This window comes from Pseudoxanthomonas sp. (genome assembly GCF_002863005.1).
Lineage (GTDB): Bacteria > Pseudomonadota > Gammaproteobacteria > Xanthomonadales > Xanthomonadaceae > Pseudoxanthomonas_A.
Genome location: NZ_PKDG01000019.1, coordinates 45,942 through 60,332, shown reverse-complemented (window position 1 = coordinate 60,332; position 14,391 = coordinate 45,942). Strand labels below are relative to the sequence as shown.

At 68.7% G+C, this 14,391-nt stretch carries 11 protein-coding genes; 8 read left to right on the top strand and 3 right to left on the bottom strand.

What is annotated here, in order from left to right:
* The 7 genes from lpxA to CYU89_RS09245 all read left to right on the top strand — a co-directional run bounded on the left by lpxA (window position 1) and on the right by CYU89_RS09245 (window position 8,776).
* A complete protein-coding gene (gene lpxA, locus CYU89_RS09275) occupies window positions 1-789 on the top strand; it encodes an acyl-ACP--UDP-N-acetylglucosamine O-acyltransferase (RefSeq protein ID WP_296280363.1) in 789 nt (262 codons plus the stop codon).
* Window positions 789-1,970, top strand: coding sequence for a lipid-A-disaccharide synthase (gene lpxB / locus CYU89_RS09270; RefSeq protein ID WP_296280361.1), 1,182 nt, complete (start codon window positions 789-791; stop codon window positions 1,968-1,970). Before lpxA ends, lpxB begins: the two co-directional genes overlap by 1 nt.
* Before the next feature lie 147 nt (window positions 1,971-2,117).
* Window positions 2,118-2,723, top strand: coding sequence for a ribonuclease HII (gene rnhB, locus CYU89_RS09265; protein WP_296280359.1), 606 nt, complete (start codon window positions 2,118-2,120; stop codon window positions 2,721-2,723).
* Between the two features lie 144 nt (window positions 2,724-2,867).
* Complete coding sequence (locus CYU89_RS09260) at window positions 2,868-3,275, top strand: hypothetical protein (protein ID WP_296280358.1); 408 nt, start codon at window positions 2,868-2,870, stop codon at window positions 3,273-3,275.
* 181 nt (window positions 3,276-3,456) lie between these two features.
* Window positions 3,457-7,014: a DNA polymerase III subunit alpha gene (gene dnaE / locus CYU89_RS09255; RefSeq protein ID WP_296280356.1), complete on the top strand. Its 3,558-nt coding sequence runs from the start codon at window positions 3,457-3,459 to the stop codon at window positions 7,012-7,014.
* Window positions 7,015-7,110: 96 nt separating this feature from the next.
* Window positions 7,111-8,070: an acetyl-CoA carboxylase carboxyltransferase subunit alpha gene (locus tag CYU89_RS09250; RefSeq protein WP_296280355.1), complete on the top strand. Its 960-nt coding sequence runs from the start codon at window positions 7,111-7,113 to the stop codon at window positions 8,068-8,070.
* A gap of 13 nt (window positions 8,071-8,083) precedes the next feature.
* Window positions 8,084-8,776 carry a transglycosylase domain-containing protein gene (locus CYU89_RS09245; protein WP_296280353.1) on the top strand — a complete coding sequence of 231 codons (693 nt, stop codon included), beginning with the start codon at window positions 8,084-8,086 and terminating at the stop codon, window positions 8,774-8,776.
* 22 nt (window positions 8,777-8,798) lie between these two features.
* Here the strand turns inward: CYU89_RS09245 and CYU89_RS09240 are convergent, their stop codons facing one another.
* A complete protein-coding gene (locus CYU89_RS09240; protein WP_296280352.1) occupies window positions 8,799-11,618 on the bottom strand; it encodes a di-heme oxidoredictase family protein in 2,820 nt (939 codons plus the stop codon).
* 239 nt (window positions 11,619-11,857) lie between these two features.
* Here CYU89_RS09240 and CYU89_RS09235 point away from each other — a divergent pair, with 239 nt between their 5' ends.
* A complete protein-coding gene (locus CYU89_RS09235) occupies window positions 11,858-12,610 on the top strand; it encodes a tetratricopeptide repeat protein (protein ID WP_296280350.1) in 753 nt (250 codons plus the stop codon).
* Window positions 12,611-12,616: 6 nt separating this feature from the next.
* On the opposite strand, the gene lepB is transcribed toward CYU89_RS09235, so the two are convergent.
* A complete protein-coding gene (gene lepB / locus CYU89_RS09230) occupies window positions 12,617-13,165 on the bottom strand; it encodes a signal peptidase I (RefSeq protein WP_296280349.1) in 549 nt (182 codons plus the stop codon).
* A gap of 232 nt (window positions 13,166-13,397) precedes the next feature.
* Entirely contained in the window at window positions 13,398-14,342 is a 945-nt protein-coding gene (locus CYU89_RS09225) for a GAF domain-containing protein (protein WP_296280348.1), read from the bottom strand.
* Window positions 14,343-14,391: the final 49 nt, after the last annotated feature.

Sequence of the window (14,391 nt, the reverse complement as noted above, 5' to 3'; positions counted from 1 at the left end):
ATGAGCGCCCCCACCGCCATCCATCCCAGCGCGGTCATCGATCCCGGCGCGATGCTGGGTGAAGGCGTGCGCATCGGTCCGTTCGCCTACGTCGGTCCCGAGGTCGAGATCGGCGACGGCACGGTGATCGGCCCGCATTGCTCCGTCACCGGGCCGACGCGGATCGGCCGCGACAACCATTTCGTCGGCCATGCCGCGATCGGTGGCGACCCGCAGGACAAGAAGTTCAAGGGCGAGCGGGTGGAACTCGTCATCGGCGACCGCAACCAGGTGCGCGAATTCGTCACCGTGAATCGCGGGACCGGCACCGGCGGAGGCATCACCCGTGTCGGCAGCGACAACATGCTGCTCGCCTATACGCACGTGGCGCACGACTGCATCGTCGGCAACCACTGCGTGTTTTCCAACAATTCGACGCTGGCCGGCCACGTCACGATCGAGGACTGGGTGATCATGAGCGGCTTCGCCGGCGTGCACCAGTTCTGCCGCGTCGGCGCCCACGCGTTCATCGGCATGGGCGTGCTGCTCAGCGGCGACGTGCCCCCGTTCACGATGGTGGCCGGCGACGCGGCAGGGCGTCCGCGCGGCATCAACAGCGAAGGCCTCAAGCGGCGTGGCTTCGATGCCGAACGCATCGCCGCCATCAAGCGCGCCTACCGCACGCTGTACGTCGCCGGCCTGCCCCTGGCGGAAGCCAAGCAACAGCTCGCCGAACAGGCGCAGGCCAGCGAAGACGTCAAGGCGCTGCTGCACTTCATCGACAGCGGCGAACGGCCGTTGCAGCGCTGATGGACGCGACACCCGCGGCCCGGCCGCTCCGCATCGCGCTGTGCGCGGGCGAAGCATCCGGCGACGGCCTCGGGGCCGGACTGATCGCCGCGTTGAAACAGCGTTTCCCGCACGCCGAATTCGCCGGCATCGGGGGCGACGCGATGCGCGCCGCCGGCGCCGACACTTGGTGGGCCGCGGACGAACTCGCCGTGATGGGCCTGGCCGAGGTCCTGCGCCATCTTCCCCGGCTGCTGAGGTTGCGCAGGGCGTTCGGTCAACGCGTGCTGGACTGGAAACCCGACGCCTACGTCGGCATCGATGCGCCCGATTTCAACCTGGGCATCGAGCGCTGGCTGAAGGTGCGCGGCGTGCGCACCGTGCACTACGTCAGTCCCTCGGTGTGGGCGTGGCGCGAGAAACGCGCCGAGAAGATCGGCCTCAGCGCGGACCGGGTGCTCTGCCTGTTCCCGATGGAACCGCCGATCTACGCCCGGCATGGCATCGATGCGCGCTTCGTCGGTCATCCGATGGCGGACGACATTCCCCTGCACCCGGATCGTGCGGCAGCACGTGCTGCGCTCGGCCTGCCACTCGATGCCCCGGTCCTCGCCGTGCTGCCCGGTAGCCGCCTTGGCGAAATCGGTCGCCTGGCGCCGGACTTTTTCGAGGCGGCACGCCGCGTCGCCAGCCAGACGCCCGGCCTGCAGATCGTGGTACCGGCCGCCAACGCCGCCTGCCGCCAGGCTCTGGAAACACAGCTCGCCGCGCAGGGCGCCGACACGGCATGGCGCCTGCTCGACGGCCGTGCACGCGAGGCGATGATCGCCAGCGATGTCGTCCTGCTCGCTTCGGGCACTGCGACACTGGAAGCCATGCTCTGCAAGCGGCCGATGGTGGTCGGCTATCGGATCGCACCGTTGACCTACCGCATCGTCAAGGGGCTGGGCCTGCTGAAGGTCGAGCGCTATGCCCTGCCGAACGTGCTGGCAGGCGAGGACATCGCGCCGGAGCTGATGCAGGACGACTGCACGCCGGAAGCGTTGTCCTCCGCCGTCCTCCACTGGTTCCTCGAACCGGAGGCCGTCGCCGGCCTTCAGCCTGTCTACCAGCGGTTGCACGCTCAGTTGCGCCAGGATGCGTCAGCGAGTGCCGCCGAGGCGGTGGCGGAGTTGATCGGTCCCCCAGCAGGAGCGACGTGAGTCGCGACCGGCCACCATGATTTCCGCTGCCTCCGCATCGCCCGACGGACAGGGCCCCTCCGCACCCTCTCTTGCCCTGGGGAACATCCGCGTGGATGTCGTTTCCGCGTTCGCGGCTGACGTCGCTGCTACAAGGAGCATTCCACGATGACCTCGGCGTCACTGTTCCCGGATCCTGTCGTCCGTCTGGTTGCCGGTGTGGACGAAGCAGGTCGGGGACCCCTCGCGGGGCCCGTGGCGGTTGCAGCCGTGATCCTCGACGCGTCGCGCCCCATCGAAGGCCTGAACGATTCCAAGCAACTCAGCGAAGCCAGGCGCGAGGCGCTGTTCCCGCTGATCCAGGAGCGCGCGCTCGCTTGGCGGGTCGTCTTCGTCGAGCCCGACGAGATCGACCGGCTCAACATCCTGCAGGCCACGCTGGAAGGCATGCGCCGTGCCATCGCGGCGCTGCAGCCGCTGCCGGAGCTGGTCCGCATCGATGGCAACCGCGCGCCGAAGGGACTGGGCTGCATGGCCGAGACGCTGGTGGGCGGCGATGCCATCGAGCCGGCGATCATGGCGGCATCGATCCTGGCGAAGGTCTCGCGCGACCGGCTGATGGTGCAATTGCACGCCACCTTCCCGCAGTACGGCTTCGATGTGCACAAGGGGTATCCCACGCCCGCGCATCTCTCCGCATTGACGCAGCACGGACCCTGCGTCCACCACCGGCGCAGCTTCGCGCCCGTGCGCGAGGCCTTCAACCGGCGCTGACGCGCGGACCCCCGCGCATGACCACCGGCACGGTGTCCATCGTCACGGTGGCTTCCTGCAGGCGCGTCCGTGCCCACGCGCCGGCACCATGGCCCTGCATCCTGCACTCCCTGCGCAGGAGCCTCTTCCCCCATGAGGTGCGCCATGAGCCTGCCCGATCCCATTCCCGTCGCGTCCGCCCCGCCCCATCCCGTTGAAGATGCACGCGTGCAGTTGCTGCGCAGCCTGCTGGCGGACCGCGACTGGACGCAGTCCCCGATTCTTCGCGCCCGGCTGCAGCACGCAGCGGCGCTGCTTCGGAACGCGGACGCCCATCCGCTGGACGAAGCCACCTGGCTGCTGGTCGCCGACGAAACCGCGCGCTATCTGGATTTCCGCCGCCTGCGCAGCCTCGAAGCGCAACTGCAGGGGTGCGCACCCGACGCGCTGCATTACACCCGTGCCGACTGGGAAGCCGCGCGCACCGCCGAAGCCGCGCTGGAATCCCACCTGCGCCACGTCCGCTTCAGCAGCTATGTCCCGGAACCGGTGCCGATGTTCCGGATCCACTGACACTCCGGCGTCGCCCACGCAGCGGCGCCCACCCCACCCGACCCCTCGGGTTTTCCCCTGAGCCGCCTTCCCCGGGCGGCTTTTTTTCGTCCCCGCCGGCCCGTTCCGCGCACCCGGAATGTCAAGCCTTGCCCCACCCCACCCCCGCCGGTACGCTGCCCCGACAGTACCCCGAGTCGGCATGTCTTCCCGTTTCGTCCACCTCCACCTGCACACCGAGTTCTCGCTTGCGGATTCGATCATCCGCGTACCCGAGAAACCGGATCATGCCGACCCGAAGAAGGCCAAGCAGGCCAACCTGCTGAGCCGGGCGGTGGAACTGGGCATGCCGGCACTGGCGGTGACCGACCGCAACAACCTGTTCGCGCTGGTGAAGTTCTACAAGGCCGCCGAGGGCGTGGGCATCAAGCCCATCGCCGGCGCCGACCTGCTGGTGGCCGACGGCAACGATGCGCCGTGGCCGGTGACGCTGCTGTGCCGCGACCGGGAGGGTTACCTGTCGCTGTCGCGCCTGCTGTCGCGCGCATGGATGGAAGGCCATCGCACCGATGGCGTCGCCATCGACCCCGATTGGCTGCGCCACGACCACCAGGGCCTGTTCGCGATCATGGGTCGCCAGAGCCTCGCGGGACGCCTCGCGCTGACCGGTCGCCATGACCTGGCGGAACAGCACTTGGCCGACTGGCAGCGCGCCTTCGGTGACGACCTGCACCTGGAACTGACGCGGACGCAGCGCGACGGCGAAGAAGCGTTCAATGCGTTCGCACTGCACGCCGCCGGTGCGCGCAGCCTGCCGGTGATCGCCAGCAACGATGTGCGGTTCCTGTCGCCGGATGATTTCGACGCGCACGAAGCACGCGTGTGCATCGCCTCCGGCCGCGTGCTGGACGATCCCAAGCGGCCGCGCGAATACAGCGCCGAGCAGTACATGAAGTCGGCCGACCAGATGGCCGCACTGTTCGCCGATGTCCCCGACGCGATCGACAATACGCTGGCGCTGGCGCAGCGCTGCAACATCGAGATGCGGCTGGGCACGTACTTCCTGCCTGCGTATCCGGTGCCGGACAACGAAACGCTCGACAGCTGGATCCGCAGCCAGTCGCACGACGGCCTGAAGGCGCGGCTGGAGAAGAATCCGCTCGCGCCCGGTCATACGCGCGAGGACTACGAGCGGCGGCTGGACTTCGAGCTCGACACCATCTGCAAGATGGGCTTTCCCGGCTACTTCCTGATCGTGGCCGACTTCATCCAGTGGGGAAAGAACCACGGCATCCCGATCGGACCCGGTCGCGGCTCCGGTGCCGGCTCGCTGGTGGCGTGGGCGCTGCAGATCACCGACCTGGACCCGCTGCCGTACGGGCTGCTGTTCGAGCGCTTCCTCAACCCGGAACGCGTGTCGATGCCCGACTTCGACATCGACTTCTGCATGGACCGGCGCGACGAGGTGATCGACTACGTCGCGCGCAAGTACGGCCGCGACCGCGTCAGCCAGATCATCACCTACGGCACGATGGCGGCGAAGGCCGTGGTGCGCGACGCCGGCCGCGTGCTCGGCTTCCCGTACGGGCTGGTCGACGGTGTCGCCAAGCTGATCCCGAACATCCTGGGCGTGTCGCTGAAGGATGCGATGGGCGAAGGCAGCAGCGAAGCCGCGTCGCAGGAGTTGATCGACCGTTACCGCGACGAGGACGATGTCCGCGACCTGATCGACCTCGCGCGCCAGCTGGAAGACCTGACGCGCAATGCCGGCAAACACGCCGGCGGCGTGGTGATCGCGCCGTCGCCGCTGTCAGACTTCTGCCCGCTCTTCGCCGAACACGACGAAGGCGGTCGCGGCAAGAATCCGGTCACCCAGTTCGACAAGGACGACGTGGAGGCCGTCGGCCTGGTGAAGTTCGACTTCCTGGGCCTGCGCACGCTGACCATCATCGACTGGGCGGTGAAGGCGATCAACGAACGGCATGCCCGCGCGGGCGTGCCGCCGGTCGACATCACCACCATCCCGCTCGACGACGCCAGCGTCTACCGCGACGTGTTCGCCAACGGCAACACCGGCTCGGTGTTCCAGTTCGAATCCACCGGCATGCGGCGGGCCCTGAAGGAAGCCAAGCCGGACCGCTTCGAGGACCTGATCGCGCTGAATGCGCTGTACCGGCCCGGCCCGATGGACATGATCCCGTCGTTCGTCGAGCGCAAGCACGGCCGCGAGGAATTCGAGTATCCCGACCCGCGCACGCGGACCATGCTGGAAGAGACCTACGGCATCATGGTCTACCAGGAGCAGGTCATGCAGATGGCGCAGATCGTCGGCGGCTATTCGCTGGGTGGCGCCGACCTGCTGCGGCGTGCGATGGGCAAGAAGGTGCCGGCCGAAATGGCCAAGCACCGCGAGATCTTCCGCGAGGGCGCCGCCAAGGGCGGCGTGGAAGAGCGCAAGGCCGATGAAATCTTCGACCTGATGGAGAAGTTCGCCGGCTACGGCTTCAACAAGTCGCATGCCGCCGCGTATTCGCTGGTCGCCTACCAGACGGCGTGGCTGAAGAAGCACTACCCGTCCGAGTTCATGGCCGCCACGCTGTCGTCGGACATGGACAAGACCGAGAAAGTCGTCGGCTTCCTCGATGAAGCGCGCGGCCTGGGCCTGAACGTGCTGCCGCCGGATGTGAACCATTCGGACTTCATGTTCGTCGCGACCGATGCCAACACCATCCGCTACGGGCTGGGCGCGGTGAAGGGCGTCGGCCAGGGTGTGTGCGAGAGCATCGTCGAGGCGCGCAAGGACGGCGGGGACTTCCGCGACCTGTTCGATTTCTGCAAGCGCGTCGATTCCTCCAGGCTCAACAAGCGCGCGTTGGAAGCGCTGATCAATGCCGGTGCGCTCGACGCGCTGGGTCGCAACCGCGCCTCGCTCGCGCTGCAGCTGCCGGAGGTGCTGAAGGCCATCGACCAGATCAGCAAGAACCGCAATGCCGGCATCGTCGACATGTTCGGTTCCAGCAGCGGCGGCGACGACATCCACGTGGAGCTGCCGGTCACGGACGAATGGCCGCTGATGCAGGTGCTGCACGGCGAACGCGAGACCCTGGGCCACTATCTCAGTGGCCACCCGATGGACCCGTACCGCGACGACCTTCGCTCGCTGGTCGGCAACGACCTCAGCGAGCTGGACCGCATCTGGTCCAGCTCGTCCGGCGGCGACAAGAAGGGTTGGCGTCCCGAAGTGAATGCCATCGTCGCGGGCCAGGTGGTGGGCATCCGCCGCAAGGGCGACAGCCAGGTCTTCGTGCAACTGGAAGACGGCCGTGGCCGCATCGAATGCAGTGCGTTTTCCGATGCGCTGGCGGAGTTCGGCGCGCTGATGACGCGCGATCGCGTGCTGGTCATCAAGGGTGGACTGCGCGAGGACGAGTTCAGCGGTGGCTACAGCCTGCGCATCCGACAGGTGTGGGACTACGCCCAGCTCTGCCAGCAGCACGCGCAGCGCCTGCAGTTGCGGCTGGACCTGCGCGTGCCCGGCCTGTGGGAGCGCGTGGATGCGCTGCTGTCGCGCCACCGCCCGGGCGGCACGCCCCTGCGCCTGGACCTGCTGATGGCGACCGACGGCGCCGCCATCGCCGGCATGCTGGACCTCAACGGCCAGAAGGCCGTGCGCGTGGATGCCGAACTGCTCGATGCCCTGCGCGCGATGCCGGGCGTGCGCGCGGCCAAGCCCGCTTTCAGCCGTCCTTGGGCGAACTGACGCGCTGCGCGTGCGCGATGGCGGCCCTACCCCCCCGTACGTGACCGCTGGAGCGCTTCGGCTACACTTTCCCCCTTTCCGGCCCATGGCCCGCAGATGAACCCGAACTACCTCGATTTCGAACAGCCCATCGCCGATCTGGAAGCCAAGATCCAGGACCTGCGCGCCGCCAGCACGGGCCCGGCGGTGAATGTCGATGCCGAGGTCCATGCGCTGCAGGACAAGCTGCGCGTGCGCACGGCACAGATCTTCCGCGACCTGTCGCCGTGGCAGGTATCGCAGCTGGCGCGCCATCCGGCGCGCCCCTACACGCTGGACTACATCAAGGTCTTCTGCGACGAGTTCCAGGAACTGGCCGGCGACCGCGCGTTCGCGGACGACTCCGCCATCGTCGGCGGCCTGGGCCGCATCGACGGCCGCAGCGTGATGATCATCGGCCACCAGAAGGGGCGCGACACCAAGAGCAAGATCGCGCGCAACTTCGGCATGCCGCGTCCCGAGGGTTATCGCAAGGCGCTGCGCCTGATGAAGATGGCCGAGCGCTTCAAGCTGCCGCTGCTGACCTTCATCGATACGCCTGGCGCATACCCGGGCGTGGGCGCGGAAGAGCGCGGGCAATCGGAAGCCATCGCCCGCAACCTGCTGGAAATGGCCGAACTGAAGATCCCGATCATCTGCACGGTGATCGGCGAAGGCGGCAGCGGCGGCGCGCTCGCCATCGGCGTCGGCGACCGTACGCTGATGCTCGAGTACGGCACCTATTCGGTGATCTCGCCGGAAGGCTGCGCGTCGATCCTCTGGAAAGACGCCGCCAAGGCCAAGGACGCGGCCGAACAACTCGGCCTGACCGCCAAGCGCCTGCATGGCCTGGGCCTGGTCGACAAGGTCGTTCGCGAGCCCATCGGCGGCGCGCATCGCAACCCGCGCCAGATGGCGGTCCGCCTGAAGGCCGTGCTGCTCAATGAGCTGGATGCGCTGGACCAGTTGCCGGTCGATCAGTTGCTGCAGAAGCGCTACGAGCGCCTGCGCGGCTACGGCGCCTACGAAGCGGCCTGAGTCCGCACGGGGGATGGCCTGGCTCAGAGCCACCCTCGGGATCCTGCTGGCAGTTGCGACACTCGTCACGGGGTTGTGCTTCGGTCTGCATGCCTACGGCGCTTCCGGACTTCCCGACGACCTCGATCCGAATCGCTACCGCGCTACGCCGGCGTTGCGCGCGCTTTATCTGGACGTTGAAGCAGGCGCCATCGAGGACGTGCCACGCCTCAACCCCGTCAGCATCTGGGGCTACTGGCTCTGGCACTACTCGGGCCGGCAACGCGAACCCCTCGGTCACCAGCTGCGACTGCTCGGCCATGCAGGCCGCGCTCTGGTGATACGACGAGATGCAGGTCAGTCGGCCGCTACGCACTGGCACCTCAGCCACCTGGCGGCCACGATTCACGTCAGTCGCACATGGAGCATCGGACGGATGGTCGACACGGTGTTGGCGGAGAGCGGGTTCGGCCGCAACGCGACGGGCATCGAGCAGGCGGCGAAGGTCTGGTATGGACGGCCCCTGCGGGACCTGGTGCCCGAAGAGGAACTGCTCCTCATCGCGCTAATGAAAGGTCCGTCGTATTACGACCCCACATGTCGTCCGGAACGCTTCGCCGACCGTTTTCGCCACCTCGCGGCCAAGGCCGACGGATTCGATGCCGATACCGCGCTGGCACGCGCATTGGCGCGACTGTCGAAGCAGGACTGTCCCGGCCGACGCTGATCGCCGGCAGGACAGCGCGGGGTCACAACGACCTGAGGAAATCCACCAGCGCACGCCTGTCCTCGGCGCTCATCGCCTCGAACCGCTGCTTCGCCGCCGTCCCCTGTCCGCCATGCCACAGCACGGCCTCCTCCAGCGTGGCGGCGCGACCGTCGTGCAGGTAGCGCACGTTCGGATCGATGCTGGACGCAAGGCCGAGGCCCCACAGCGGCGCGGTCCGCCACTCTCGGGCGGTGGCGCGGCCTTCGACGTAGGTGTCGGCCAGGTCCGGCCCCATGTCGTGCAGGAGCAGGTCGGTGTACGGCCGGATGGTCTGGTAACGCAGTTCGACGAACCGGTGGTGGCCCGTGCGCAGTTCCGGGACGTGGCAGGTGCTGCATCGCGCGGTGTCGAAGAGCTGCGCACCGCGTTTCACGCGCAGCTGCCGGGCGCGCGCCTGGGCGTCCTGTTCCAGCGGATTGTCGAAGTCGCGTCGCGGCGGCACGCCCAACAGACTCAGGTAGAGCGTGGTCTGGTGGATGTCGGCCGCCGTCAGTGTTGCGCTGCCGTTGTCGACCTGTGCACACGCCGTGCCCTGGCTGACGCGTGCGCATTCCAGCGATGGCATCAGCGGTGACGTGACGCCCATGTCGGTGTTGAACGCGAGCGATGCCTGCTGTTCCAGCGTCGCCGTGCCCGCTTTCCAACCGAACCGTCCGACGCGGCTGAGTCCTGCATCGCGCGCATCGGCCACCACCTGCAGCCGCCCGGCGACCCCATCGGAATCACCCTGCTGCGCCAGCGCCAGGCGCTCCAGTTGCTGCTCGGGGACGGCTTCCAGCAGACCCAGGCCGATCAGCGAGGGCGCCACGCGTACCGACAGCGCCGTCGGCATCGCCAGCGGCTGACCGGCACGGTCGCGCAGCGCATAGGTCGGGCGTCGCAGCACATAACCGCTGCCATCGGCATAGCGGCCCGGAAGCTCGGTGTACCCGGTGAGCACCAGTTCGGCTTCGCGCCCGTCGAGGTTGGCGCCGGCTTCGCGATAGGTGCCCTGCTGCAGGCGCAAGCCGAAGCGTGCATCCGGCGCCTGCGTGCCCGCACCCGCCACCCCGACGAACACGCCCAGGCGGTTCAGCGGCGCACCGACCACGGGCGAACTGCGGCCGTTGCCGGTGTGGCAGTCGACGCAGCGCGTCTGCGAGAAGCGCGGCGCCGCCTTGCCGGCATGCGCAGCGAAGACGGTGTTGCTCTCCTCGGAATGGCGACCGCTGGCGAACGAGGTATGGATCAGCCGGCGTCCTTCGGCCCACGACTGCATGTTGTAGCCGGCGATGTTGTGCGACGCCTGCTGCAGCATGCGGAACGGCTCGCTGGATGTGTCCTCGTGCAGCGTCATCCACGGACCGGCACTGAGTGCTTCGCCCGGCATGGCCAGCGAGTCCAGCGGACGCTGCACGCCGTAGCCGGGCCCGCGGAACCAGGACACGATGCCGTGCGATCCCGCTCGGTAGACCAGCGCTTCGGCGTAGTAGTTGAAGCGCCCGATGAGGTCGGGGTTGCCGGCCAGGAAGATGCCCAGCTCGAACTCCACCAGGTCGCCCTTGCGCAGCGGCCGGTGCGATTCGTTGGCGGCGGTGCGGATCTCCTTGACCAGCACGAAGGCGTTGCCCGGCGTGCCGGCCGGCGGCGTGTAGTTGCTGCCGGGGTCCTGCCCGAGCTGCGCGTAGCCGGTGATCGGCGTCTGCCCGACCACGCCGCCAGGCAGCAGCTTCATGCCGCCGTTGTCCGCGTACAGGGCGACCGAGGTAGGCGCCAGCGGATCCTCGCTGCGCCGGCCGATGTAGCCGTGCCGGAAATTGGTGCCGTACCAGTAGTGCTGCGGCCTGACCACGACGGTCAGGATGCGCTGCTCGCCCGACGTGCCGGGCACCGCATCGTCGTGGATCACGATCTCGTGCGTGCGCCGTTCGAAATACTGCGGCGGGAACACTTGGTAGCTGTCGTCGACGATGGGTTCGCGCGCATGCCGATCGCGCACGCGCCCGCCGACATGCGTCACCAGCGTGCCATCGTCCTGCGTGAAGTGCACAGGTGCGGCATCGTCGGGCCAGAGCAGCGGCTGGTAGGTGGCCGAAGGCGGCACCGGCCGCGGCGGCGGCAACAGCGGCTGCGACCCGTTCTGCCGCACCGCTTCGGGCTCGCCCGCGCCCAGGTGGAACTGCTGTGCCGGCACCGCCGCGCACGTGAGCTGCTCGAGTACGGCGCCCGCCGCGGTGGACGCGGCGGTGATGCCCAGGCACTTTCCGCTGTTGACGTTGACGACGCGGTACCGGTCGCTGGTGTCGATCCGCTGCAGGCGGAACCGCTGCGCGCCGCTGCCGTTGTCCTCCCACTGCTGCACGGTGACGTGGTCGGCGCCCGATCCTGCGGGAATGTCGGCGGACTTCTGTGTGGCCAGGTTGCGCAGTCGGTACTGCCCTGTCGTCGTCTCGGCGATATCGAAGAATTGCCGGTGCAGCGTGGCATCGCAGACCGATTGCACCAGCGGGGTGCCGTTGGCGGCACTCCCCTCCCGGACCTCGATGCACAGACCGCTCGCCACGCTCACGATGCGATAGCGGCCGGACGGGACCGGGTCGATATTGATGTTCTGCGGCGGAGCGGCCTGCGCTTCGGCGGACGCCGTCGTGGCCGTGCCACCGGCCATCCCCGCCGGGGAGGCCGACGCGACGCGCGCGCGACTCCAGAACGGCGCGTCGTCCGTGTCGTCGGACGGTGCGGAGCAGGCGGTCAGCGCCATGACGGCCAACACGGAAAACACCGGCGCGCGGCGGCGCCGGACGAACACGGGCAAAGGCATCGGGTACCGACTCCAGGGGACGCGTGGGGAACGTCGGCGGCACGCTCGCCTCATTCCCCGAAACGGGCGCGCGCCATCCGATGGTCGGACGCGGCATCGTCGCAGAGCGTTCGCCCGCACTGCTGTGACCGGCGCCGCACATCATGGCGCGGGGCGCACGCGCCCGACCGGCGCCCTGCGCTGGCGCCGGTCACGCGGATGGCCGATGCTTGGCGCTCCGCCGCCACTTCCATTACCGCATGAGCCCACTCCTGCTGCTGACCTATGCCGTGCAGATCGCGTGCTGCGTGCACGTGGTGCGCACCGGTCGCCCCCTCTACTGGGTCTTCATCCTGCTGGTCTTCCCGTTCCTGTCGGCCATCATCTATTTCATCGCCGAGATCCTGCCCGACCTGCGCCACAGCCCGTCCGCCCGCCGCACCGTGCGCAACGTGCGCAACCGCATCGACCCCGAGCGCGACCGCCGCGACGCCGCCAGGCTGCTCAAGGCGGCAGACACGCCGGAGAACCGTCGCCGGCTGGCCGACGAAAGCCTGCGCAGCGGCGACTACGCACAGGCCGCCGAACTGTACGAACAGGCGCTCAAGGGCCTGTACGCCAGCGATCCCGACCTCATGCTGGGACTGGCGAAGGCGCAGTTCGGCCTGGGCGAGTCGGCGAAGGCGCGTGCCACGCTGGATGCCCTGATCGCGGCCAATCCCGGCTTCCGTTCCGTCGACGGCCATCTGCTGTACGCGCGCACCGTGGAAGACACCGCCGATGCCGCCGCCGCGATCCACGAGTACGAGGCCGTGGTGCAGGGCTATCCGGGCGAGGAGGCGCGGGCGCGTTTCGGCCTGCTGCTCAAGCGCCAGGGCGAGCATGCCCGCGCACGCAGCGTGTTCCAGGAGATCCTCGACCGCTCCGACGCCGCGCCGCGCTACTACCAGCGCGAGCAGCGGGACTGGATCGAGGTGGCGAAACGGGAGCTGGCCACGTTGCCGCACGCCTAGATCGCGTCAGAACAGCCCCACGACCTTGCCCGTGATGTCCTCGCGCCGGGTCATGGGTTGCATCCGGCTGTCCACGCTGTTGTCGCGATTGTCGCCCATCATGAAGTAGTGCCCCTGGGGCACCCTGACCGGCGCGAACGCGAGGGCGTAGCCCGTGCGCACGTTCTGCGCCGCGACGTACGGCTCATCCAGCGCAACACCATTGATGTGCACCTTGCCGTCGACGATCCCGACCCATTCGCCGGGCAGCCCGACGACGCGCTGCAGCCACACCTGGCCCGCGTGTTCGGGCACGAACAACGTCACCACGTCACCGCGCTGCGGACGATGGCGGGTGTAGTAGCCGGCACGCGTCACCAGCACCTGGCCGGGCACGATGCCGGGCAGCATGCTGGACGAAGGCACACGGTACAGGCCGTGCCCCAGGACGCGCTGCCGCGGATCGAGCGAGCGCGCACCGAACGGATTGAAGGCATACATCGCCAGCGACACCGCCGGGATGAGGATCATCAGCGCCACCAGCACGCGGACGATGGAACGACGAAAGCGGGACATGCTTCCCCAGCGGCGGGACCGATGGCGAGCATGCCGCAGATCGCCGCGCCCCGCACGCGTGGCCATGGGCCTCGCCCGATGGCGGGCGGAGATCTCCGTCCGCACCGCGGATCCGCCGCGCATCGGGTGAATCCGCGGCATGCCCACCACCCGCGCCGGGCCGCATCGGCGCCACGGATTGCGAAACCCTGCGCACGGTGGACGCGGGCGCCGTCCCGCGGCGCAGTGCTGGTCAGGCAGCGCGCCTTTCGGAGACCGCATCCTTCTGCCGACTGAGGGCTTCTTCCGCACGAAGGTAGGCAAGATGCATGGCCTCGCCCGGCAGGGCGGTGGCGACCCCCACGAGCATCGACAGTCCCTCGCGCTGTCCGGCACGTCGCGCCGCGTCGCGAAGCGCATCCACGCGCGCATCCGCCTGCTCACCATGGAGCAGCACGACGTACTCGGGACTGCCGGTGACCCGACCGACGTGATCGCCCCGTGCGGGCTGCACACAGGCATCGAAATCCGTCCCCAGCCCCTCCAGCTTCCGCTCCAGCACCCGTTCCCCCAACCGCCGCACGGCGTCCGCCATGCCTTGCAGCTCGATGATGGCCACCGTGAACGCAGGCGCGTCCGCCGTATCGGTGACCACCGCAGGCGTGCCGGCCTGGAGCGCGGCGAGCGCCGATGCGTCGTGCTCTGCCCTGTGCGCGTCCAGCAGCGCCATCGTGACGCGCGCGAGCGACCGCAATGAGGCCTTCTGCTGGCCACTGAGCCGGCGGGGCTGCGTGTCGACCACGCAGACGGTCCCGATCGCCTCACCGTTGCCGGTCACCAGCGGCATGCCGGCATAGAAGCGCGCCTTGATGTCGCCGGTCACGATGGGGAAGTCGGTGAAGCGCGCATCCTCGCTCAGGTCCTGCACCTCCAACAGGTCCTCCGGATGCCGGATCGCATGGTCGCAGACGGCGGTATCCCGCGTGGTCTGGTGGTCATCCAGTCCGAGGCGTGCCTTGAACCACTGGCGATCCCGGTCGATCAGCGAGACGACCGCGATGGGCGTGCCGCAGAGCGCCGCGGCGAGCGTCACCAGGTCGTCGTAGACCGTGGCAGGCAGGGTATCCAGCACGTGGTAACGGTCGAGCGCGTGCTGTCGCCGGGTTTCCGCAAGGGATGAGGCCGTTGACGCCGTCATGCGTTCTCCTTCGTTTCGGTGACGCGATCATCCTCGCCCGTGGCCGGTT

What these genes read in the sequence shown, in the direction of transcription:
- lpxA (WP_296280363.1), top strand. Translation starts at nt 1, where the DNA reads ATGAGCGCCCCCACCGCCATCCATCCCAGCGCGGTCATCGATCCCGGC.
- lpxB (WP_296280361.1), top strand. Translation starts at nt 789, where the DNA reads ATGGACGCGACACCCGCGGCCCGGCCGCTCCGCATCGCGCTGTGCGCG.
- rnhB (WP_296280359.1), top strand. Translation starts at nt 2,118, where the DNA reads ATGACCTCGGCGTCACTGTTCCCGGATCCTGTCGTCCGTCTGGTTGCC.
- CYU89_RS09260 (WP_296280358.1), top strand. Translation starts at nt 2,868, where the DNA reads ATGAGCCTGCCCGATCCCATTCCCGTCGCGTCCGCCCCGCCCCATCCC.
- dnaE (WP_296280356.1), top strand. Translation starts at nt 3,457, where the DNA reads ATGTCTTCCCGTTTCGTCCACCTCCACCTGCACACCGAGTTCTCGCTT.
- CYU89_RS09250 (WP_296280355.1), top strand. Translation starts at nt 7,111, where the DNA reads ATGAACCCGAACTACCTCGATTTCGAACAGCCCATCGCCGATCTGGAA.
- CYU89_RS09245 (WP_296280353.1), top strand. Translation starts at nt 8,084, where the DNA reads ATGGCCTGGCTCAGAGCCACCCTCGGGATCCTGCTGGCAGTTGCGACA.
- CYU89_RS09240 (WP_296280352.1), bottom strand. Translation starts at nt 11,618, where the DNA reads ATGCCTTTGCCCGTGTTCGTCCGGCGCCGCCGCGCGCCGGTGTTTTCC.
- CYU89_RS09235 (WP_296280350.1), top strand. Translation starts at nt 11,858, where the DNA reads ATGAGCCCACTCCTGCTGCTGACCTATGCCGTGCAGATCGCGTGCTGC.
- lepB (WP_296280349.1), bottom strand. Translation starts at nt 13,165, where the DNA reads ATGTCCCGCTTTCGTCGTTCCATCGTCCGCGTGCTGGTGGCGCTGATG.
- CYU89_RS09225 (WP_296280348.1), bottom strand. Translation starts at nt 14,342, where the DNA reads ATGACGGCGTCAACGGCCTCATCCCTTGCGGAAACCCGGCGACAGCAC.